The following is a 19,145-nucleotide window of genomic DNA, read 5'->3' on the forward strand; positions in this document are numbered from 1 at the left end:
ACCCGTCCGGGGCGTGCGGGGACCGGGCCGGCGGCCCCATGGCGCGGGAACCCGACCGGAAGGACTCGGCAAAGCATCGGCGCGCGTCCGATACCCGCGACGGGCCCGGGGCAGACGGACACCACGCATCCGGAAGTGGGGGTGGTCGCCATGGCCGCGACATCGGCCGCCGCGGCAGTCACAGCGGGCGGGCGCAGGGAGGTGCGGCTGCCGCTGATCGGTTCCGTCACCGTGCCGCCGCCGGACCGCCTGGTCTTCTACGCGGCCCTGGGCGCGCTCGCCGCACTGGAGATCATCGACTGGCCCGTCGCGCTGGTCGTGGGCGCGGGCCACTTCCTGGCCGAGCAGCACCGCTCCCAGATCCTGCGCGAACTCGGGGAGGCCGCCGAGGCCGTGTGACGTCACCCGGCCCGTCCGGTACGGGGGCCGCCTGCGAGCGCGGCGGCCCGGTCTACCGCTCCGCCCGAACCGGCCCCGCGTCCGGCCGCACGGCTCCCTCGCCGGGCGGCGGTTCCGCCTCGTGCCGGATCGTGAAGCCCTCGCGGCCGTCGAAGGTCACGGTATGGACCGCGTCGAAGCCGTCCGAGGGCCGGGGACGGCGCAGGCGCTTGAAGGTGGCGCGCACGCCGACCTCGGGCACCCGGGCGCGGCCGGTCCGCAGGGCGTTGCGCGCCAGCGAGGCGGCCAGGTCGGGCGGGAACCAGTAGGCGATCACCCGGGCGCCGTGCTCCCGGGCGGCCACGATGAGCGGGCTCCACTCCTCGGGGGAGGGGTTGGTGTTGTCCACCGCCACGTCCCGCCCCGCCTCCAGGGCCTCGGCGATCATCCTGAGCTGGCGCCGCTGGGGGCGGCGGGCGTTGGGGAAGGCGTCCTTGCTCACGTGGATGTGCGTCGCCGCCAGGCAGCGGTGGTAGAAGGCGGACTTGCCCGACGCCTGCAACCCGACCAGGACGGCCACCTCCGGAGCCCTCATGCCGACCGCCTCCCCACACCGGACAGCCTATGGCGGAACCGGAGGCCCGCCCTTCCTGTCACGGTTTGACGGCGGTCAGCCTGGAGTGCGGCATCCAGTCGTTATGGTGTCCTTTGAAATGATTATCGCTTTCGTAAGGACGGTGCCATGACCGAGGAGTACCGCCACTCCGCCGAGTTCATCGACATCATGATCGCCCCGCACTGGCAGGCGTACGGCCCGGTGCTCACCGAGGCGCTGCGCGGGGCCCCGGCCGGGCCCGTGGTGGACCTCGGCGCGGGCGGCGGGCACGGCACCCGGGTGATCGCCCAGGCCCTGCCCGAGGCCGAGATCCTGGCCGTCGAGCCCACCCCCGGGCTGCGCGCGGTGCTGCTGGCCCGGGTGAACGAGGACGCGGGGCTGCGCGAGCGGGTGACCGTGCTGCCGGAGGGCTTCCCGCAGGCGCGGCTCCCCGGCCGGTTGGGCGCGCTGGTCGCGATGAGCGTCATCGGCCACTTCGACCCCGCGGATCGGGGCGGCATGTGGGACCTCCTCGCCGAACGGCTCGCCCCGGGCGGCCGCGCGGTGCTGAACCTGCAGCCCCCGGCCGAGGCCGTGGCGGTGCCGGAGGCGCAGATGGCCGACGTACGCGTCGGGCGGCGGGCGTACCGGGGCTGGGGCCGGGCAGAGCCGGCCGGTGCCGGCAAGGTGGTCTGGCACATGACCTACCGCGTCTACCAGGACGAGGAGCTGGTGCAGGAGGTCCAGGTGGACTACGACTGGTGGGTGCTCGGCGAGGAGCGGCTGAAGGAGGAACTGGCCCTGCGCGATCTCACCGCGTCCCCGGCCGGCCCGGCCGAGCTCGGCGTGTACGTCGTCACCCGCTCCCGCCTCTGAGCGTCGCCCTCGGCCCGCCGGGGCTTCCCGGACGTCCGGCCCCGCTACCTGACCCCGCGGATCGGCGCGATCAGGACGGCCCCGAGGAGGCCGGTGATCGCGCCGAAGGTGAACAGGGCGGCGAAGTTCTGCGGGGCCGCCGCCGTGGCGCCGATCGCGAGGATCGCCGGGGCCACGGCCGGCACGATCGAGCTGGGCAGGGTGCTGGCGATGTTCATCAGGCCGAGGTCCTTGGCCGGGTTCGCCGGGTCGGGCAGGATCTGGGTCACGAGCGCGATGTCCACCGCGAAGTAGACGCCCTGGCCGAGCCCGACGACGCCGATCGCGAACAGGAAGAACGGGAAGGAGGTCGCGAAGGCGGCGAGCAGCAGCCCCACCGCGAAGATCAGCGCGGCGGCGATGACGAAGGGCTTGCGCCGTCCGACCCGGTCGGAGACCCGGCCCGCGATGGGCGCGAAGACGAGCGCGGCGGCCGTGAGCACCAGCGTCGAGAGGAAGACGGCCTCGGCGACCCGCTCGGGCGGGAAGCGCAGCACGATCATCAGGTAGAACGCCTGGTACGCCTGGATCGCCGCCACCCCGGAGAACAGCAGCAGGCGGCTCAGCCAGGCCCAGGCGAAGGCCGGGCTGCGGCGCGGGTTCACCCAGAAGGTGCCGAGGAGGTCCGTCCAGCCGAAGGGGGGACGCCTGTCCGCGGGCAGCCGCGGGTCGCGCAGCGTGAGCGAGAACAGCAGGCACCCCGCCACGCCGATGCCCGCGGGGAGCAGGATCATCGCCGGCAGGTTCGGCGAGACCAGTTGCGCGACGAACAGCCCGGCGACCGCGCCGAGCGGGAGGCTCAGCCCGACGATCGCCGAGGCGGGCCCGCGCCGGTCGGGCGCGAGCTGGTCCGGGATGACCGCCGTGAGCGCGACCGTGGCCGAGCTGAACCCGATCGCGGTGACCACGCCCGCGGCCGTCAGCGTCGCCGTGCCGGTGGCCGTGAGCATGCCCGCCGCGCCGGCCGCGAACAGCACGGCGCCCAGCAGGAGGAAGGGGCGGCGCCGGCCGAGCCGCCCGGTGGCGCGGTCGCTGAGCCTGCCGAACACCGGGAAGGCGATCAGCGAGCACAGGGCCCCGACGCTGGCCACGATGGAGACCACGGTGGTGGCGCCGCGCGGATCGATCTCCGTCGCCTTGATCGACAGCGTCAGCACGAGCGGGACGAGGTTCGCCATCGCGGTGCCGATGGCGGCGAAGCCCAGGCCGAACAGGAACCCGCTGCGCGGGCCCGGCCCGCCGCCGGGAGGGGCGGTGTCGTCCAGGGTGGACACTGCGGGGTCCGGCCGGCTCTCGCCGTGGTGGAAGGACGTGGTCATCGGGGGGCACCTTTCGCCTCGCGGTCAGTCACCGGCGGGCGCTGGACGCCGCGCCGGCGGACTTGCCGGGGAGAATGACAGCGGGCCGCCGGCAGGTTAAGGGGCGATGCCAATCAATGGAACGCCGATCCGCCGGTGGGCGGGGTGCGGCCGGCCGGATCGGCGTGCCATTGGTTGGCACGGCGCTGGGTGACCGGGGCGGCCCGGGGCCATGCTCGTGCCCATGTCACGCCCTGATCTCTTGTCTCACGACGGCGTCGCCTTCCGCGATCTGGACGGCGACGGCGTGATGGCCCCGTATGAGGACCCCCGCCGCCCGGTCCCGGAACGGGTCGGCGACCTGCTCGCCCGGATGACCCTGGCCGAGAAGGCCGGACTGATGTGCCACGCCCCGGTCGCGGTGGCGCCCGACGGCGGCCTGGTGGAGGAGCCGTCCGGGCTCCTGCCCGCCGCGCCGACCACCCGCGCCGTGCGCGACCTGCACCTGCGCTGCCTGGCCCTGATGGCACCGGTCGCCGCCGGGCCGCTGGCCCGCTGGCACAACCGGCTGCAGGACCTGGCCGCGCGCAGCCGGCTGGGCATCCCGGTGCTGGTCTCGTCCGACCCGCGGCACTCGGCCAACGACAACCCGCTGACGTCGGTGCCCTCGGGCGGCTGCTCGCGCTGGCCGGAACCGCTCGGCTTCGGCGCCCTCCGCGATGAGGACGCGGTGCGCGAGTTCGCCCGCGCGATCCGCGCGGAGTACACGGCGGTGGGCATCCGCATGGCGATCCACCCCATGGCCGACCTGGCCAGCGAGCCGCGCTGGTGCCGCACCGCGGGCACGTTCGGCGCCGACCCGGAGGTGGTGGGCCGCCTGGCCGGGGCGTACGTCGAGGAGCTGCAGGGCCCGCGGCTCGGCCCCGGCTCGGTGGCGAGCATGGTCAAGCACTGGCCGGGGGCGGGCCCGCAGGCCGGCGGCGAGGACGCCCACTTCGCCCACGGCAGCGACCAGGTCTACCCGGCCGGGCTGTTCGAGCTGCACCGCGACCAGTTCCGCCCGTCGCTGCGCGCCGGGGCCGCCGCGGTGATGCCGTACTACGGGCGGCCGGTGGGCGTGCCCGGCCTCGCCGGGGTGGGCTTCGCCTTCGACCGCGAGGTGGTGGCCGGGCTGCTGCGCCGCGACGAGGGCTACGACGGCATCGTGTGCACCGACTTCGGCCTGCTCACCGACGCCGTGCTCGCCGACGGGAGCGTGTGGCCGGCGCGGGCGTGGGGGGTGGAGCACCTGGGCCGGGCCGAGCGGGCGCTGCTGCTCCTCGACGCCGGGGTGGACCAGCTCGGCGGCGAGTGGTGCCCCGAGGTGATCACCGGGCTGGTCGCCGCCGGCCGGGTGAGCGAGGCCCGCATCGACGAGTCGGCGGGACGCGTGCTGAGCGTGCTGTTCCGGCTCGGCCTGTTCGAGAACCCGTACGTGGACGAGGAGCGCGCGGTGGCGACCGTGGGCCGCGCGGACTTCGCCGCGGCCGGGGCGGCGGCGCAGCGGCGCTCGATGACGCTGCTGCGCGACGACGCCGGCATCCTGCCGCTCGCCTCCGGGATCCGCCTCTACGTCGAGGGCGTCGATCCCCAGGTGGCGGCCCGGTACGCGACCGTGGCCGCCCGCCCGCAGGACGCCGATGCCGCGCTGGTGCGCATCGCCGCGCCGTACGAGCCGAGGGAGCGGCTGCCGGAGGCGCTGTTCCACCAGGGGCGGCTGGACCTGCCCGAGCCGGAGCGCGAGCACCTGTGCGCCCTGGCCGCCGCCCTGCCGACCGTGATCGACGTCTTCGTGGAGCGCCCGCCCGTGATCCCGGAGCTCGCCGAGAGCGGCGCGGCCCTGTTGGCCGACTTCGGCGCGGACGACGCGGCCGTGCTGGACGTGGTGTTCGGGCACGCCCGGCCGGAAGGCCGCCTGCCCGTCGAGCTGCCGCGCTCCATGGCCGCCGTCGAGGCCCACCCGGAGGATCTGCCGGGCGGCACCCCCGACCCGGTGTTCCCGCTCGGCCACGCCGCCGAGGCGCGGGACTGGCGCCCGCGCCCCGCCCGCTAGCCCCCGCCCGCTAGCTCCCGGCCCGTCGCCCGCACCCCGGCGGCGGGCCGCGGCGCGCCGCCGAGGACCCGGGCCAGCAGGGCGTCCGGGGCGGCGGGATGCCCGCCGCGCCAGGCGATGTGCTGGTCGGGGCGGACCAGCACCAGGTCCTCGCCGTAGCGCCCGCGCAGGTGCGCGACCCCGCTCAGGTCGAGCAGCCGCATTGGGACCGACAGCCGGGCGGCGGCGTCCAGCAGCGGGGCCGGGTCGGCCCCGGCGGCCAGGCGGAGCAGGGTGAACCCCTCGCCGAGGGCGTCGTAGAGCGAACGGCCGTCCGGCAGCCAGGCGTGCGGCAGCCGGGCGCCCGGGTGGGCCGAGGGGGTGAAGGTCGCCAGCTCCGGCTCGGGCGCGGGCAGGCCGTCGGGGACCACCACGGGGGAGTCGCGGTAGTCGTAGCCGAGCACCAGCCCGAGGCTGTGGAACTCGGTGTCCTTGACGAGCAGGCGGCGGGCGAGCTCCTCGCGCAGCGCCCTGCCCGCGGTCTCGTCGCCGAGCTCCCCCGCGGCGAAGGACGGAGCCAGGAACGCCTCCTGCGCGCCCGCGGCGGCGATGGTGCGGGCGGCCACCGGGCGGCGTTCCGGCTCGTAGCTGTCCAGCAGCGACTCCGGCGCCCAGCCCTGCAAGACGGCGGCGAGCTTCCAGCCGATGTTGACCGCGTCGCCGACGCAGGTGTTGAAGCCGTGCCCGCCCCACGGCGGGTTGAGGTGGGCGGCGTCGCCGACCAGGAACACCCGCCTGCCCCGGTACCGGTCGGCGAGCAGCATGCGGGCCGACCAGGGGTCGGTGGCCAGCACCTCCACGTCGATGTCCGCGCCCGCCAGGGCCCGCACCAGATCGGCCGGGTCGTCGCCCGCGGCGTCCGGGCCGACGCCCTGGATGATCGCCCACCAGGTCCCGCCCAGGTCCAGCCGCCCCATCAGCCCGCCGCGCTCGGCGCCGATCACCCAGTAGTGCACGCCGTCCGCGCACAGCGGGCGCTCCTCCAGCGCCCGGCTGCGGAAGGTGACGCTCAGGTTGGGCATCGCTCCCGAGGAGCCCTCGTAGCGGGCGCCGATCGCCTGGCGGCTGACCCCGCCGCCGCCGTCGCAGCCCAGCAGGTAGCGCGCCGTCACCTCGCGGGTGCCCCCGCCGGGCTCCGCGACCGTCGCGCGCACCCCGTCCTCGCCGTCGGCGACGGCGGTGACCCGCCCGCCGAGCAGCAGCCGCACCGCGGGCAGCTCGGCGGCGGCCTCGCGCAGGACCCGCTCCACCAGCGGCTGCGGCGCCTGCTGGCCCGCCTCGGCGTACTCCTCGCGGCGGGTGACCGTCAGCCCGAACGCCTCCCGGAAGCGGGTGATCTCGTGCCCGAACAGGCCGGTGCAGAAGACCACGTCCTGGGCGTGCGCCACCGGCAGCGGCGCGGCGGCGCGCAGCCGCTCGGCCAGGCCCCAGCGGCGCAGGTGCTCCATGGTGCGGACGCTGGTCGTCTTGGCCCGCGGGCGCAACTGGTCCAGCGTGACCCGCGGCTCCACCACCAGCACGTCCACGCCGCGCCGGCCCAGCTCGATCGCGGCGGCCAGGCCGCTCGGCCCGCCCCCCGCGATCAGGACCGGAACCTCCTCGGTCACGGCCGCTCCCCGGGCCCGGCGAGGTCGCTCCCGGCCGGCAGGTCGTCCAGAGGGTCGTCTTCGTGGTGGACGGGGTCCACTGCGGTCATCGGTTCTCCAGTCGTGGTCGGATGGTCAGGCGCCGAGCCGTTCCCGCAGGAAGGCGATCGTGCGCTCCAGCGCGTCGTACGCCGCGTCCGGCGCGCCGTGCCACATGTGGTCCGCGCCGTCGTAGACGTGCAGCCGGACGTCGGCGCCGGCGTCCCGCAGGGCGTCGCGCAGCCGCTCGCTCTGCGCGCAGGCGATGGCGCGGTCGTCCCGGCCGTGCAGCAGCAGGAAGGGCGGGGCGGCGGGGGACACGTGGGTGATCGGGCTGGCCTGGGCCGCCGCCTCGGGCGCGGCGGGCACCGGGGTGCCGAGCAGCCCGGCCTCGCGGCTGCCCGGGTCCATCGGGCCGGCGCCGGTCTCGGCCGCGACGGTACGCAGGTCGCAGGGGGCGTACCAGGCGGCGACGGCGCGTACGGCGCTGGAGGGCCCCGTCACGCCGACGGCGCCCTCCAGGGCGGGATCGTCCGGCGTGAGGCCCAGAACGGCGGCGAGGTGCCCGCCGGCCGACTCCCCCCACGCGGCGATCCGCTCCGGGTCCAGGCCCAGCTCCGGGGCGCGGGCGCGCAGCCAGCGCACGGCCGCCTTGACGTCGTGCGCCTGCGCCGGCCACACCGCCTCGCCGGAGAGCCGGTAGTCCGCGCTGGCCACGGCGATCCCGGCCTGCGCCACCCGCTCGAACGGCGTGGGGTCGGCGCCGGCGTACGCCGGGCCGGGGGAGTGGCGGCTGCCCGTGCGCCACCCGCCGCCGTGCAGGAACACGACGACGGGCGCCGGCCCGCCGCCCTCGGGCGGCAGCACCAGGTCGAGTTCGAGGGGCCGGACGCCGGGGATCGCGGCGTAGGGGACGCCGGCCAGGACCCGGGTGCCGCCCGCTCCGGGACGGGCGGGCGGCGGCGGCGCCTCGTGCGCGGGCGGCGGCAGGGGCAGCGGCGCGCCGGGCACCGTCACGCCTCCGCGTCCGGCCAGGCCAGGTCCGGCAGGAACTCCATGTTGTGCTCGCGCGCCGCGGCCTGCATGCGGGGGAGGTCCGGGACGAACGGCGGCTGGTCGGCGGTCGCGTGGTCGGTGGGCCGGCCCATGTGCTGGAAGAACCGCTCGAAGCCCCCGGTGGCGACGCCGAGCATCCGGGCCCGCTCCTCCACCTGGTAGGCGTGCGCCAGCCCGGCCGGGACGAACCCGAAGTCGCCCGGCTCCAGCAGCCGCGACCGCTTCGTCCCGTCGCGGTCGCGGACGTGCACCCGCACCTTGCCCTCCATGACGTAGAAGGTCTCGTGCGTGTCGCGGTGGACGTGCGCCGGGATGAGCTTGCCCGCGGGCGCCTCACTGGTGAACACGCCGAACTGACCCTCGGTCTCGTCGCCGCTGAGCAGCACGGTGAACAGGTCGGTGAACAGCATCGCGTGCTCGCCCTCACCGCGCTTGAGGAAGTACGCCTCCGGTGCGCCCGGCAGGATGCCCCGCCACTGGGGGCCGCCTTCGGGGTCGATCAGGTACTCCAGGCTCATCGCGCCTCCCGCTTCGTCGCCGACCCGGACATGATTCGCGACCAGCATCACGCGGGGCCAGGGGCCTGCCATTGAACGGCACGCGGTCTTGGCGGATCAGTGGGCGCCGAGCATCCGGGAGATCGAGCGGGCGGCGGTGCGCACGGCCGGGCCGAGCTGCCGGGGCTCGGCGCCGCCGCGCGGCACCACGACCGACAGCGCCGCCACCACGCGGTGCTCGGCGCCGAAGATGGGCGCGGCCACGGTCACCAGCGGTGCGGGGGAGGCACGGCGTACCGTCGCCATGCCCTGCCGGCGCACCTCCGCCAGCGTGCGGCGCAGCGCGTCGGGAGCGACCGGGACCTTCTCCGGCTCGTGCACCAGTGGCCGGGCGAGCACCTCGTCCTGGAAGGCGGGATCGGCGAAGGCGAGCAGCACCAGCCCGACACCGGTGGAGTGCAGGGGCAGCCGCCCGCCCACGCGGTACAGCACCGGCATCGCGTGATGGGAGGACAGCCGCTCGACCAGCACCGCCTCGTCGCCCTCACGCACGGCCAGCAGCACGTGCTGGCGGGTGACCTCGGCCAGGTCCCCCATGAACGGCATCGCGACCTGCCGCAGCCCCTGCCCCCGCGGGGCCAGCGAGGCCACCTCCCACAGCCGCAGCCCGACCGAGAACCGGCCGTCGTCCCCCCGCTCCAGCGCGCCCCAGGCCGTCAGCCTGTTCGCCAGCCGAAGCGCCGAGCTCGGCGGGATGCCGCTGCGCCGGCTCAGCTCGCCCAGCGTCAGCGACCGGTGCCCGGCGTCGAACGCCGCCAGCAACGACAGCGCCCGGTCCACCACCGGCTCCCCCTGCGGCGGACGCCGCCCCCGCACCCGGTGCGCCGGCGCGCTCGCCCCGCTCACGACCCGCCCGCCCTCGGCACCCGGGGGAACGCCCCCACCGGCCGGGACCGGCCGCACAACACTTTCGTCATCGAACGGCAATGTACCTGACACGCGTCCGACACGGCAGACCTCGCTTCCGGCGCCCCGCCCCCCTGCCGGCCTCACAAGATCACGGCGCGGAGCTCCCCGCCCTTCGTGGCGCCGCCGTTCCCCGCCCATGGTGGCGCGCCCGCTTCCCGCCGTTCCCGGCCGTGCCGCCCCCTCGCCCGCGACCGCTTGCTCGCGACCGCTTGCTCGCGACCGCTTGCTCGCGACCGCTTGCTCGCGACCGCTTGCTCGCGGCCTCTTGCTCGCGGCCTCTTGCTCGCGGCCTCTTGCTCGCGGCCTCTTGCTCGCGGCCTCTTGCCCGCGGTCTCTTGCCCGCGGTCTCTTGCCTGTGATCCCGTGCCTGTGGCCTGGGGCGAGCTGGTCGGGGGGCTCGTGGCTGGAGCCTGTGACCTGTTGCCTGTGACCTCTCGCCCGCGACCGCTTGCCCGCGCCCCCGCTCCCGAGGCCCTGACAGGCACTCGGCAGGACCTCGCCATCCGCATCCGCCGCGCCGTGGACGCCCTTCCCGGCGGCCTCTCCTTGACCGCCACCCCCCGCGAGCATCCGCCCGCGTACCCGGCTCCCCGCGCATGTGCGCGGGCGCGTGGCCGGCCTGAAGCTCTTCGCTCCGTGCTCACGCGCTTCCTCACGGCCTGACCGCCGCTTGATCCGCGCCCCGGAGCCGGTGGGAGCGGTGGGGAGACGCCGCCGTCCCCGTGCTGGGAGGTTCGGGGGGACGGGACCGATCTGGCGTGGTTCGCCCCGTATCAATGGGAGGCCGCGGTTTTGTGCTGGTAAATCCCGGGGGTGAGCGGTGCGGCCCTATCGGTATTCGGGTGCGGATGCCCGCGCTGTGCGCGGGTCCCGGCCGGGGCGGGAAATATCGGTGCCGTGCGGAAAGAAACGGCAAACGTCGTCGCGGGAAACTTTGCCTCACCTGCGGATATTCGCCCTCGCCCGGTTACCGGGGCAGACGGCTTCCGGTGGGTATTATCGGCAGTCGCCGGATGGCTTGTTTTGTTTTTTCGGAGCACGTCTCTGCTTGTTGAGAAAAGTCCGCACAAGTATCGGGGATATCAGGCCCTGCGTGTCAGTGAGGGGCGCGGAGCGAATAATGACGGAAGTCTCTGATGCTGGAGAACGCGATGGCCGCGCCCGTCACCGGTGAGCGGTCATCCCCGGTCGCACCGGTACGGCGCGGTGCGTCGTGGCGGCGGGGCGGAGCGGGGCGTGCGCCGCGGAAGCCGGCCGGGAGGCTGCGCGGGGTCGCGGTGCCGCTCGGGCTGATGGGCGTGGACGTGCTGGCACTCGCCCTCGGGCTGGTCTGCGCGGCGCCGGCCGGCACGGCCCCGGGCGCGCGGGAGTGGACCGTCCTGATGATGGCGCTGGTCGTGCCGCTCAACGCGGCGGGCGGCCTGTACCGCGTCCGCCTGTTCTCCGGGCCCCTGCACGGTGTGGCGCGCCTGGCCGGCAGCGGCCTGCTCACGGCGGCGGTGGCGCTGGCCCCGGGCTGGGGGGTGTCCGACCCGCGATGGGCCTGGGAGGTGCTCGTGGCCGGCGGCGTCTTCACGGGGGCGGCGGTGTGCGGGCGGTGGGTCTTCCACCGCGTGTCTCGGCCGGGCGAGGGCCGGGCGACGCTCGTCGTGGGCGGGGGGCGGCATGCCGGCCGGCTGGTGGCGACCCTGCTGGCCCATCCCGAGTACCGGCTGCGGCCGGTCGGCGTCGTCAGCGAGCGGCGCGCCGGGGTTCCCGGCGTGCCGGTGCTCGGACGGCCCGCGGGGCTCGCCGACATCCTGCGCCTGCACCCCGTCCACACCGTGATCGTCGCCGGGGTGGGACGCGCGGCGCGCGAGTCGGCCCGGGTGGCCAGGGCCTCGGGGTGCGAGGTGCTGTTCGCCCCGGAACCGGGGGACGCGCTGACCCAGATCGTGCCCCTCGGCGAGCACGTGCGGAGCTTCCCCCTGGTACGCATGCGCCCGCTCCCGCAGGCCCGGCCGACCTGGCCGCTGAAGCGGGCCCTGGACTGCGTGGTGGCCGTGACGGGCCTGGTGCTCGGCCTCCCCGTGCTGATCGTGTGCGCGCTCGCCCTGCGCCGCGAGGTGGGGCCCCGCGTGCTGTTCCGGCAGGAGCGGGTCGGTCTGGACGGCCGCCCGGTGCAGGTGCTGAAGCTGCGCACGTACGAGCCGGAGGACGCCCGGGAGGCCGCCGTGCGCTGGAGCATCGCCGGCGACAGCCGGATCGGCCCGGCCGGACGCCTGATGCGCCGGCTGTCCCTGGACGAGCTGCCCCAGTTCTGGAACGTGCTGCGCGGGGAGATGAGCGTCGTGGGCCCGCGGCCCGAGCGACCCTACTTCGTGGAGCGGTTCTCGGCGATGGTGCCGGGCTACGACCTGCGACACCGGGTCCCGGCGGGGATCACCGGCTGGGCCCAGGTGCACGGCCTGCGCGGCGACACCTCCATCGAGGACCGGGTGCGGTTCGACAACCACTACATCGACGACTGGTCGCTGCGCGGCGACCTGAAGATCATGGCCCGGACGGTGTGGTGCATGCTGCGTTCGGGCGGCGCCTAGCCATGGGCGGGTCCCGCGGGGCGTGGGCGGTGGTGCTCGTGGTGGTCCTGGCCTGCGTGCCGGGCGGGTGGGAGGTTTCCGGCGGCGCGGTCACCGTCACCCCCGCCGACGTGGCGTCGGCCGTGCTCGTCGCGGTGGCCCTCGCCCGCCTGGCGGCCGGGGGCCGGCGGCTGCCGCGGGCGGCCCTGCTGCTCCTGCCGCTCGTGGCCGCCGCCACCGCGGCCACCTGGGCCGCGCCCGACCCGCTCGCGGCCCTGCCCGGCCTGCTGCGCTTCACGCAGGTGTTCGTGCTGGTGCCGCTCGCCGTGGTCGTACTGCTGCCGGAGCGGCGCGACGTACGGCCGGTGGCGGGGGCCGTCGTGGCGGCGGCGCTGGTCCAGGGGGCGATCGGCTGCGTGCAGGCGGCCTCGGGAAGCGGCGCCTCCTACGCCGGCGAGCATGTGCGGGCCGTGGGCACCTTCGGCGCCGGAGACGTCATGGCCATGGCCACGCTGGTCAGCTACGGCCTGGTCATCGCGCTGGCCGTGGGGCTGACCGCCCGCGGCCTCGCACGCGCCGCGGCCCTGGTCACGGCGGCCGTACTGGCCGTCCCGCTGGCGCTGTCGCTGAGCCGCGGGGCGTGGCTGGCCATGCTGTGCGCGGCGGCGGCCATGCTCGCCGGGCGGGCCGCCATCAGCCGACGGCGCGGCGCGGCACCGGCCGTCGCGTCGCTGCTGGCGGGCGCGTGCGGGCTGGTGGTCCTCACCGGCGCCTCCGGAGCGGCGGCCCGGCCGGCCGAGCCGGAGGCGGACGTGATCGCGGCGCGGCTGTCCTCGATCACCTCCTCGTTCTCCCAGCCCGACAGGTCCGTCGGCGACCGCTACAGCCTGTGGCAGACCGCCCTGAACATGTGGCGGGACCGGCCGCTGCTGGGCGCCGGCCCCAAGGGCTTCGCCGCCGGCCGCGACGCGTACGCGCCGCTGGATCTGTCCTCGGGCAGCGACACCGACGACCCCGTCAGCGGCTACCGCCGTCAGCCGCTGCTGTCGCCGCACAACATGTACCTGCTGGTCCTCAGCGAGCAGGGAGTGCTCGGCCTCGCCGCGTTCGCCCTGCTGCTCGCCGGCCTGGCGGTGTGGTCGCTGCGCCGCCTGGCCCGCGCCCGCCGCCCATCGGGCCGCGCCGCCGGCCTGGCCGCCGTGGGCGTGCTGGCCTGGCAGATCGCCGACTTCGCCTACGCCGACGTCGGCGGAGCGGTGTCCCTGGTCATGTCCGTGATGCTGGGCCTGACGCTGTGGTGGGCCACCGGCGCGGCGGCGGAACGGGGGCCGGGGCGATGACGTCCGCGACGCCCCGCGCCGGGCACTACGCCCGCGCCGCGGCCCTGACCGGCGCGCTGACCGTGCTCGGCTCCCTGCTGGGGTTCGGCCGCGACCTGCTGCTCGCCGCGACGTTCGGCGCCGACACCCGCACCGACGCCTTCCTCGTCGCCTGGATGGTCCCCGAGACGGCCGCGCCGCTGCTCATCGAGGGGGCGATGGCCTTCGTGCTGATCCCCCTGTTCACCCGCTCGGCCGCGAACGGGCAGGACCTGCGCCCGGCCGTGACCGCGACCCTGCCCCCGATCGCCCTGCTGCTGGCGGGCGCCGCCGCGCTCACCGCCCTGGCCGCGCCCTGGCTGGTGCACCTGCTCGCGCCGGGGATCGCCGACCCGGACCTCGCGGCGCGGTGCATGCGGCTCACCGCGCCCACCATCCTGGCCTTCGGGCTGGCCGGCTACGCCAGCGCCGCCCTGCGCTCGCGCGAGCGGTTCGCCGCCCCGGCCGCCATCTACGCCGTCTACAACATCGGCATCATCGCCTGCACCCTGACCGGGCACGACCGGCTCGGCGTGCTCGCGGCGGCGCTGGGGGTGATGATCGGCGGGCTGGCGATGGTGGCGGCGCAGGCGCCCGCGTTCGCGCGGCACGTCGGCCTCCCGGGCGGCGTGCGCCCGGTGGCCGTGGCGCTGCCCCTGGCCGCGTTCGCGCCCGTGGCCGTGTACACCCTGCTGCGCCAGGGCCAGGTGGTCATCGAGCGGCTGTTCGGCTCGACGCTGGGGGAGGGGGCCATCTCCCACCTCAACTACGCGCAGAAAATCGCGCAGTTGCCGATGGTGCTCTCGCTGGCCCTGGCCACCGTGACGTTCCCGCGCCTGGCCCGGCACATCGCCGCGCGCGACGCGCCGGCGGCGGCGCGGCGGCTGGCCGGCGACCTGACCGCGGCGGCGGTGATCGTGCTGCCCGCGACCGCGGCGCTGGTGGTCTTCGCGCCCGAGATCGTCGCCGTGCTGCTCCAGCACGGCGCCTTCACCGGCGCCGACACGGCCGCCACCGCGCACGTCATGCGCCTGTACAGCCTCGGCCTGCTCGGGCAGGCCGTCGTCGGCGTCGCCTGCCGGGCCTACTTCTGCGGGACCCGGCCGAGCCGGTTCCCCATCACGGCCATGGCCGCCGGCCTGGCCGCCACCGCGGTCCTGGCGGCCCTCGCCGTACGCCCGTGGGGGGCGGGCGGCATCGCGCTGGCCAACGCGGCCGGGATCACCCTGACCGCGGTGATCCTGCTGCGCGGCCTGCGCGCCGGGCGGGCGGCCGGCGTCGCCGCCCCGGCCGTGGGGCCGCTGGCCGCGCGCTTCCTCGCCGCCGCGGTGGCGGCAGCGGCGGCCGGGTGGCTGGCCCGAACCGTTTGCAACGGACTGAGCCCCGCCGCCGTCCTGGTGGTGGGCCTGCCCGCGGCGGCGCTCGCGTTCGCCGCGGTGATGATCACACGATACGAGGAGCTGATCCGGATGATCGATCCGCGCGAGGGCGGGCGATGAGGCCGGCCACCGCGCCGTTGGTGCTGATGTACCACTCGGTCGACTCCTGCGCCGCCGACCCGCTGCGCGTCACCGTCTCGCCGCGCCGGTTCGCCCGCCAGATGCGCTGGCTGGCGGCCCAGGGGTGGCGCGGGGTGTCCGTCCGCGAGCTGCACGCCGCCCACGCGGCCGGCGAGGCGCGCGGCCTGGTGGGCCTCACCTTCGACGACGGCTACGCCGACTTCGTCTCCCGGGCGCTGCCCGTGCTGCTCGCCCACGGGTTCACCGCCACCGTCTACGTGGTGGCCGGGCGGCTGGGCGGCCACAACGCCTGGGACCCTGGCGGGCCGCGCAAGGCCCTGCTCGACGCCCGGCAGGTGCGGCAGGTCGCCGCGGCCGGCATGGAGATCGGCTCGCACACGCTGGGCCACGTCTCGCTGCCCGGCCTCGACGCCGCCGCGCTCGGCCACGAGCTGACCCGCAGCCGCGAGGTCCTGGGCGAGCTGATCGGCACGCAGGTCACCGGGTTCGCCTACCCCTACGGCCACGCGGGCCCCCGCGAGGTGGCGGCGGTGCGGGCCGCGGGATACTCCCACGCCTGCGCGATCCGGCCGTCCGCGCCCGGCGGCTGGCACGCCCTGCCGCGCACCTACGTCGGCGAGCGCGACGGGCCGGCGCGGCTGCTGGCCAAGCACGTCCGGCACCGGCTGCGGTGGAGGGGGCCGTGGTGAGAGTCCTGCACGTGATCACCGGGCTGGCCGCGGGCGGCGCCGAGCAGCAGTTGCGCACCCTGCTGCCGCACCTGGGCGCGCGCTGCGAGGTCGCCACGCTGACCAACCCCGGCCTGATGGCCGAGGCGCTGGCGGCCGGCGGGGTCGCCGTCCACCACCTCGGCATGCGCGGCAACCGCGACCTGCGCGCCCTGGGGCGGCTGGCCGCGCTGATGCGGCGCGGCCGGTACGACGTGGTGCACACCCACCTGTACCGCGCCTGCCTGTACGGCCGGCTCGCGGCGCGCCTCGCGGGCGTGCCGGCCATCGTCGCCACCGAGCACTCCATCGGTGACGACCGCCTCGAAGGGCGGGCGATCACCGCCCTGGTGCGGCGGGCCTACCTCGCCGGCGAGGCGCTCGGCCAGATGACCGTCGCCGTGTCGCCGGCCGTGGCCGAGCGGCTGGCCCGGTGGGGCGTGCCGCGCCACCGCGTCGAGGTGATCCCCAACGGCATCGACGCCGGCGCCTTCGCCTACGACCCCGAGCTGCGCTGGCGGGCGCGCACCCGCCTCGGCCTGCCGGTCGACGCGCCCGTCGTGGGCGGGGTCGGCCGGCTGGAGCCGGGCAAGCGCTTCGACGTCCTGATCGACGCCATGCGGCACCTGGAGGGGGCGTACCTGCTACTGGCGGGCGCGGGCGGGCAGCGCGCGGCGCTGGCGCGCCAGGCCGCCGAATGCGGCGTCGCCCGCCGGGTGATCTTCACGGGCGAGGCCGCGGACGTGCGCCCCCTGCTGTGCGCGATGGACGTCCTGGCCGCGCCCTCGCGGGAGGAGACCTTCGGCCTGGCCGTGCTGGAGGCGCTGGCGGCCGGGCTGCCCGTCCTGTACGGCGCGTGCCCCGCACTCGACGATCTCCCCGCCGATGCGGCCCCGGGGGCGACGCGGCTGCCCGGCACGCCCGGCGACATGACGCAGGCGCTGCGGATGCTCCTGGCGCACGGCCCGCCGCCCCGGCTCGCGCCGCCGCCCGCCGTACTGCACTACGACGTACGCCGCCAGGCCGAGCTGGTCGATGCCCTCTACGAGCGCCTGCTGCGCCGCCACGGCGGCACGAGGAAGGAGACGCGATGCGCGCACGCCTGACCGACCGGAGGCTCTGGGCCGCCGCCGCCCTGGTTCTCGGCGCCGCGGCCGGAGCGGTGTTCTGGCTGCTCGCCCCGCCCGGATACACGAGCGAGGCGTACGTCGCCGTGGTGGCCGAGGGCGGCGACGACGGCGCCCGCGCGGTGCACTTCGCCCAGGCGTACGCGCGGATCGCCGCCAAACCCGCCATCGTGGCCGCCGGCGGCGACCCCTTCCTCGCCAATGAGGACCTGCTCCGCCGCACGGTGCAGGCGTCGGCGTCGCCGGACGCGCCCCTGGTGCGCATCGGCGCCTCCGCCGGCGACGCGGCGCTGGCGGCCCGGCGGGCCAACCTGGTCGCCGACGCGCTCGTCGCGTACGCCAACCGGCGGTCCGCCGACACCCGCATCCGGCTGTCGGTCTTCGCCCGCGCCCTCCCGCCCCGCTCACCCGCGTCGCCGAGCCCGCTCCCGCACGCCGGGATCGGGGCCGCCGCCGCGCTGCTGATCTGTGGGATCGTCTGCCTGGCCGGGCCCGCCCGGCCCGCGCCCGCCCCGCGCACGGCACCCGGCGCCGTACCGCAGGAGGTGGGCGCGTGATGGCCACGGCGCCCACCCGCACCACGGCGCCCGCGGTGCGCGGCCGGGTCCTGCGCGGCGCCGGCGCCCTGAACGGGCTGGCCGGCGAGTGGGACGAACTGTACGCGCGCTGCCGCGCCGCCACGCCGTTCCAGTCCCACTGCTGGCTGTGGTCGTGGTCGCGGGCCTACCGCGCCGAGGGCCGGGTGCGCCTGGCCCTGGCCTGCCGCGGGGACCGGCTCGTCGGCGCCGCGCCGTTCCTGCTGGAGCACCGGATGGGCTGCCGCGTGCTGACGCCCCTCGGCCGCGGCCACTCCGACTTCACCGACGTGCTGATCGGCCCCGACGAGCACCCCGCCGACGAGTACGCCTCCGATGAGCGCCCCACCGACGGGTACCTCGCCGATGAGCACCTCGCCGATGAGTACGGCGCGGGCGCGCACCGGGCCGGGACGCCCCACGCTGACGCGCACCGGGCCTGGGGGGACCGGGCCGGGGGGCACCGGGGCGGCGAGCACGGGGCCGGAGAGCACCGGGGCGGCGGGCATCGGCCGGACGCGTACCGGGCCGACGGGCATCGGCCGGACGCGTACCGGGCCGACGGGCATCGGCCGGACGCGTACCAGGCCGACGGGTACTGGGCCGACGCGTACCGGACCGACGGGTACCGGGCGGACGCGCACCGGACCGACGGGTACCGGGCGGACGCGCACCGGGCGGACGGGTACCGGGCCGACGGGTACGGGGCCCATGGGCACCGAGTCGATGCGCATCGGGCCGATGCGCATCGGGCCGCGGAGCTTCGCGCCGGGGACCACCGGGCCGGTGAGGTGGCGGCCGCGCTGTCGCTGGCCCTGCTCGCCGAGCCGGGCTGGGACGTGATCGACCTGCCCGAGGTGCGCCCCGGCGCGGCGGCCGACCATCTCATGGAGTGCTGGCCCGGCCGCGCCTGGACTCTGCCCGCCTCGACCTGCCTGGAGCTCCCCGCCCTGCCGGTGGACGACGTCGTCGCCCGGCTGGCCCCGCGCCGGGCCGGCAAGCTGCGCCGCAGCCTGCGCAGGATCGAGGCCAAGGGCGTCGAGGTGACCCGGGTGGCCGCCCCCGACGCCCGGCGCGCGATGGACGCCCTGCTGCGGCTGCACCTCGCGCAGTGGGAGGGCAGGGGCATCAACCGGGAGCATCTGCGTCCGGAGTTCGCCGCGCACCTGACCCGGGCCGCCGCCCGGCTGGTCGAGGCGGGGCAGGGGGCGCTGACGGAGTTCCGCATCGGCGGGCGGCTGCTTGCCTGCGACTTCGCGCTGATCGGGAGCGACTTCGTCGGCGGCTACCTCTACGGCGCCCACCCCGACCTGCGCGCCGAGGTGGACGTGCTCGCCCTGCTGGTGCGCAACGGCCTGGAACTGGCCCGGGAGCTGGGCCGCCCGACCCTGAGCCTGCTGCGGGGCGCCGAGCCGTACAAGGACAAGTGGGCGGGCGAGCCCGTGCCCAACCGCAGGCTCATCCTGGGCCGGGGCGCGCGGGCCGTCGCGTACGCCGCGGCCGTCCGGGCCCGCCTGGCCGCCGAGCGCGAGGCCGCCCGGCGCTGCCCGTCCCTGGCCGACCGGCTGCGCACCTGGACGGCGCGCCGATGACGCCCGGGGGCGCCGCGCCGATGCCGCCCGCCGGCGGTGGCGCGGGGCGGATGGCGTCCGGGGGCGGTGGCGCGGCGCGAATGGCGTCCGGGGGCGGGAGTGCGGCGCCGACGTCGCCTGGGGGCGGTGGCGCGACGGCGATGTCGTCCGGCGGCGGTGGCGCAGGGCCGATGTCGCCCGGGGGCGGTGGCGCGGCGCCGATGTCGGCCGGGGGCGGTGGCACGGTGCGGATGTCGCCCGGGGG

16 protein-coding genes are annotated in these 19,145 nt (G+C 76.7%); 10 read left to right on the forward strand and 6 right to left on the reverse strand.

All coding sequences use genetic code 11. From position 1 onward, the window contains the following. The first annotated feature begins 150 nt into the window (after window positions 1-150). Entirely contained in the window at window positions 151-399 is a 249-nt protein-coding gene (locus HNP84_RS15075; protein ID WP_221336301.1) for a hypothetical protein, read from the forward strand. A 52-nt stretch (window positions 400-451) separates the two neighbouring features. Here the strand turns inward: HNP84_RS15075 and HNP84_RS15080 are convergent, their stop codons facing one another. After that, window positions 452-973, reverse strand: a complete 522-nt coding sequence (locus HNP84_RS15080; RefSeq protein ID WP_185050342.1) for an ATP-binding protein — start codon at window positions 971-973, stop codon at window positions 452-454. Window positions 974-1,120: 147 nt separating this feature from the next. Here HNP84_RS15080 and HNP84_RS15085 point away from each other — a divergent pair, with 147 nt between their 5' ends. After that, on the forward strand, window positions 1,121-1,849 hold the full coding sequence (locus HNP84_RS15085; protein ID WP_185050343.1) for a class I SAM-dependent methyltransferase: 729 nt from the start codon (window positions 1,121-1,123) through the stop codon (window positions 1,847-1,849). Window positions 1,850-1,893: 44 nt separating this feature from the next. Here the strand turns inward: HNP84_RS15085 and HNP84_RS15090 are convergent, their stop codons facing one another. Continuing rightward, a complete protein-coding gene (locus tag HNP84_RS15090; protein ID WP_185050344.1) occupies window positions 1,894-3,207 on the reverse strand; it encodes an MFS transporter in 1,314 nt (437 codons plus the stop codon). Between the two features lie 223 nt (window positions 3,208-3,430). Between HNP84_RS15090 and HNP84_RS15095 the strand changes: the two genes are divergently transcribed. Continuing rightward, window positions 3,431-5,278 carry a glycoside hydrolase family 3 protein gene (locus HNP84_RS15095; protein ID WP_221336302.1) on the forward strand — a complete coding sequence of 616 codons (1,848 nt, stop codon included), beginning with the start codon at window positions 3,431-3,433 and terminating at the stop codon, window positions 5,276-5,278. Here HNP84_RS15095 and HNP84_RS15100 read toward each other — a convergent pair. The 4 genes from HNP84_RS15100 to HNP84_RS15115 all read right to left on the reverse strand — a co-directional run bounded on the left by HNP84_RS15100 (window position 5,275) and on the right by HNP84_RS15115 (window position 9,401). Continuing rightward, window positions 5,275-6,924: an FAD-dependent monooxygenase gene (locus HNP84_RS15100; RefSeq protein WP_185050345.1), complete on the reverse strand. Its 1,650-nt coding sequence runs from the start codon at window positions 6,922-6,924 to the stop codon at window positions 5,275-5,277. The two genes, HNP84_RS15095 and HNP84_RS15100, sit on opposite strands and share 4 nt — an antisense overlap. Window positions 6,925-7,038: 114 nt before the next feature. Beyond that, window positions 7,039-7,959 (reverse strand): alpha/beta hydrolase, encoded by a 921-nt coding sequence (locus HNP84_RS15105; protein WP_221336303.1) that lies wholly within the window; start codon window positions 7,957-7,959, stop codon window positions 7,039-7,041. Continuing rightward, complete coding sequence (locus HNP84_RS15110; protein ID WP_185050346.1) at window positions 7,956-8,516, reverse strand: quercetin 2,3-dioxygenase; 561 nt, start codon at window positions 8,514-8,516, stop codon at window positions 7,956-7,958. The genes HNP84_RS15105 and HNP84_RS15110 overlap by 4 nt, the downstream gene beginning before the upstream one ends. Before the next feature lie 96 nt (window positions 8,517-8,612). After that, the gene (locus tag HNP84_RS15115) at window positions 8,613-9,401 is read right to left on the reverse strand and encodes an IclR family transcriptional regulator (protein ID WP_312924877.1); all 789 of its coding nucleotides are present in this window, start codon (window positions 9,399-9,401) and stop codon (window positions 8,613-8,615) included. Between the two features lie 1,199 nt (window positions 9,402-10,600). Here HNP84_RS15115 and HNP84_RS15120 point away from each other — a divergent pair. The 7 genes from HNP84_RS15120 to HNP84_RS54990 are packed head-to-tail and all read left to right on the forward strand — an operon-like array spanning window position 10,601 to window position 18,901. Next, the gene (locus tag HNP84_RS15120; RefSeq protein WP_185050348.1) at window positions 10,601-12,043 is read left to right on the forward strand and encodes a sugar transferase; all 1,443 of its coding nucleotides are present in this window, start codon (window positions 10,601-10,603) and stop codon (window positions 12,041-12,043) included. 2 nt (window positions 12,044-12,045) lie between these two features. Continuing rightward, complete coding sequence (locus HNP84_RS15125) at window positions 12,046-13,362, forward strand: O-antigen ligase family protein (protein WP_185050349.1); 1,317 nt, start codon at window positions 12,046-12,048, stop codon at window positions 13,360-13,362. Further along, complete coding sequence (locus tag HNP84_RS15130; protein ID WP_185050350.1) at window positions 13,359-14,879, forward strand: lipid II flippase MurJ; 1,521 nt, start codon at window positions 13,359-13,361, stop codon at window positions 14,877-14,879. The genes HNP84_RS15125 and HNP84_RS15130 overlap by 4 nt, the downstream gene beginning before the upstream one ends. Continuing rightward, a complete protein-coding gene (locus HNP84_RS15135; RefSeq protein ID WP_185050351.1) occupies window positions 14,876-15,589 on the forward strand; it encodes a polysaccharide deacetylase family protein in 714 nt (237 codons plus the stop codon). The genes HNP84_RS15130 and HNP84_RS15135 overlap by 4 nt, the downstream gene beginning before the upstream one ends. Continuing rightward, window positions 15,583-16,713, forward strand: a complete 1,131-nt coding sequence (locus HNP84_RS15140; RefSeq protein ID WP_221336304.1) for a glycosyltransferase — start codon at window positions 15,583-15,585, stop codon at window positions 16,711-16,713. Before HNP84_RS15135 ends, HNP84_RS15140 begins: the two co-directional genes overlap by 7 nt. After that, window positions 16,698-17,291, forward strand: coding sequence for a lipopolysaccharide biosynthesis protein (locus HNP84_RS15145; RefSeq protein WP_185050352.1), 594 nt, complete (start codon window positions 16,698-16,700; stop codon window positions 17,289-17,291). Before HNP84_RS15140 ends, HNP84_RS15145 begins: the two co-directional genes overlap by 16 nt. Beyond that, on the forward strand, window positions 17,291-18,901 hold the full coding sequence (locus HNP84_RS54990) for a GNAT family N-acetyltransferase (RefSeq protein WP_281396136.1): 1,611 nt from the start codon (window positions 17,291-17,293) through the stop codon (window positions 18,899-18,901). Before HNP84_RS15145 ends, HNP84_RS54990 begins: the two co-directional genes overlap by 1 nt. The last annotated feature ends 244 nt before the right edge of the window (window positions 18,902-19,145 follow it).

The sequence above is a fragment of the Thermocatellispora tengchongensis genome, from assembly GCF_014202315.1.
GTDB lineage: Bacteria > Actinomycetota > Actinomycetes > Streptosporangiales > Streptosporangiaceae > Thermocatellispora > Thermocatellispora tengchongensis.

Bases quoted from the DNA above. Each gene is read 5' to 3' on its own strand.
- HNP84_RS15110 (WP_185050346.1), bottom strand. From the start codon at position 8,516: ATGAGCCTGGAGTACCTGATCGACCCCGAAGGCGGCCCCCAGTGGCGG.
- HNP84_RS15135 (WP_185050351.1), top strand. From the start codon at position 14,876: ATGAGGCCGGCCACCGCGCCGTTGGTGCTGATGTACCACTCGGTCGAC.
- HNP84_RS15090 (WP_185050344.1), bottom strand. From the start codon at position 3,207: ATGACCACGTCCTTCCACCACGGCGAGAGCCGGCCGGACCCCGCAGTG.
- HNP84_RS15125 (WP_185050349.1), top strand. From the start codon at position 12,046: ATGGGCGGGTCCCGCGGGGCGTGGGCGGTGGTGCTCGTGGTGGTCCTG.
- HNP84_RS15080 (WP_185050342.1), bottom strand. From the start codon at position 973: ATGAGGGCTCCGGAGGTGGCCGTCCTGGTCGGGTTGCAGGCGTCGGGC.
- HNP84_RS15075 (WP_221336301.1), top strand. From the start codon at position 151: ATGGCCGCGACATCGGCCGCCGCGGCAGTCACAGCGGGCGGGCGCAGG.
- HNP84_RS15120 (WP_185050348.1), top strand. From the start codon at position 10,601: ATGCTGGAGAACGCGATGGCCGCGCCCGTCACCGGTGAGCGGTCATCC.
- HNP84_RS15145 (WP_185050352.1), top strand. From the start codon at position 16,698: ATGCGCGCACGCCTGACCGACCGGAGGCTCTGGGCCGCCGCCGCCCTG.
- HNP84_RS15095 (WP_221336302.1), top strand. From the start codon at position 3,431: ATGTCACGCCCTGATCTCTTGTCTCACGACGGCGTCGCCTTCCGCGAT.
- HNP84_RS15085 (WP_185050343.1), top strand. From the start codon at position 1,121: ATGACCGAGGAGTACCGCCACTCCGCCGAGTTCATCGACATCATGATC.
- HNP84_RS15130 (WP_185050350.1), top strand. From the start codon at position 13,359: ATGACGTCCGCGACGCCCCGCGCCGGGCACTACGCCCGCGCCGCGGCC.
- HNP84_RS54990 (WP_281396136.1), top strand. From the start codon at position 17,291: ATGGCCACGGCGCCCACCCGCACCACGGCGCCCGCGGTGCGCGGCCGG.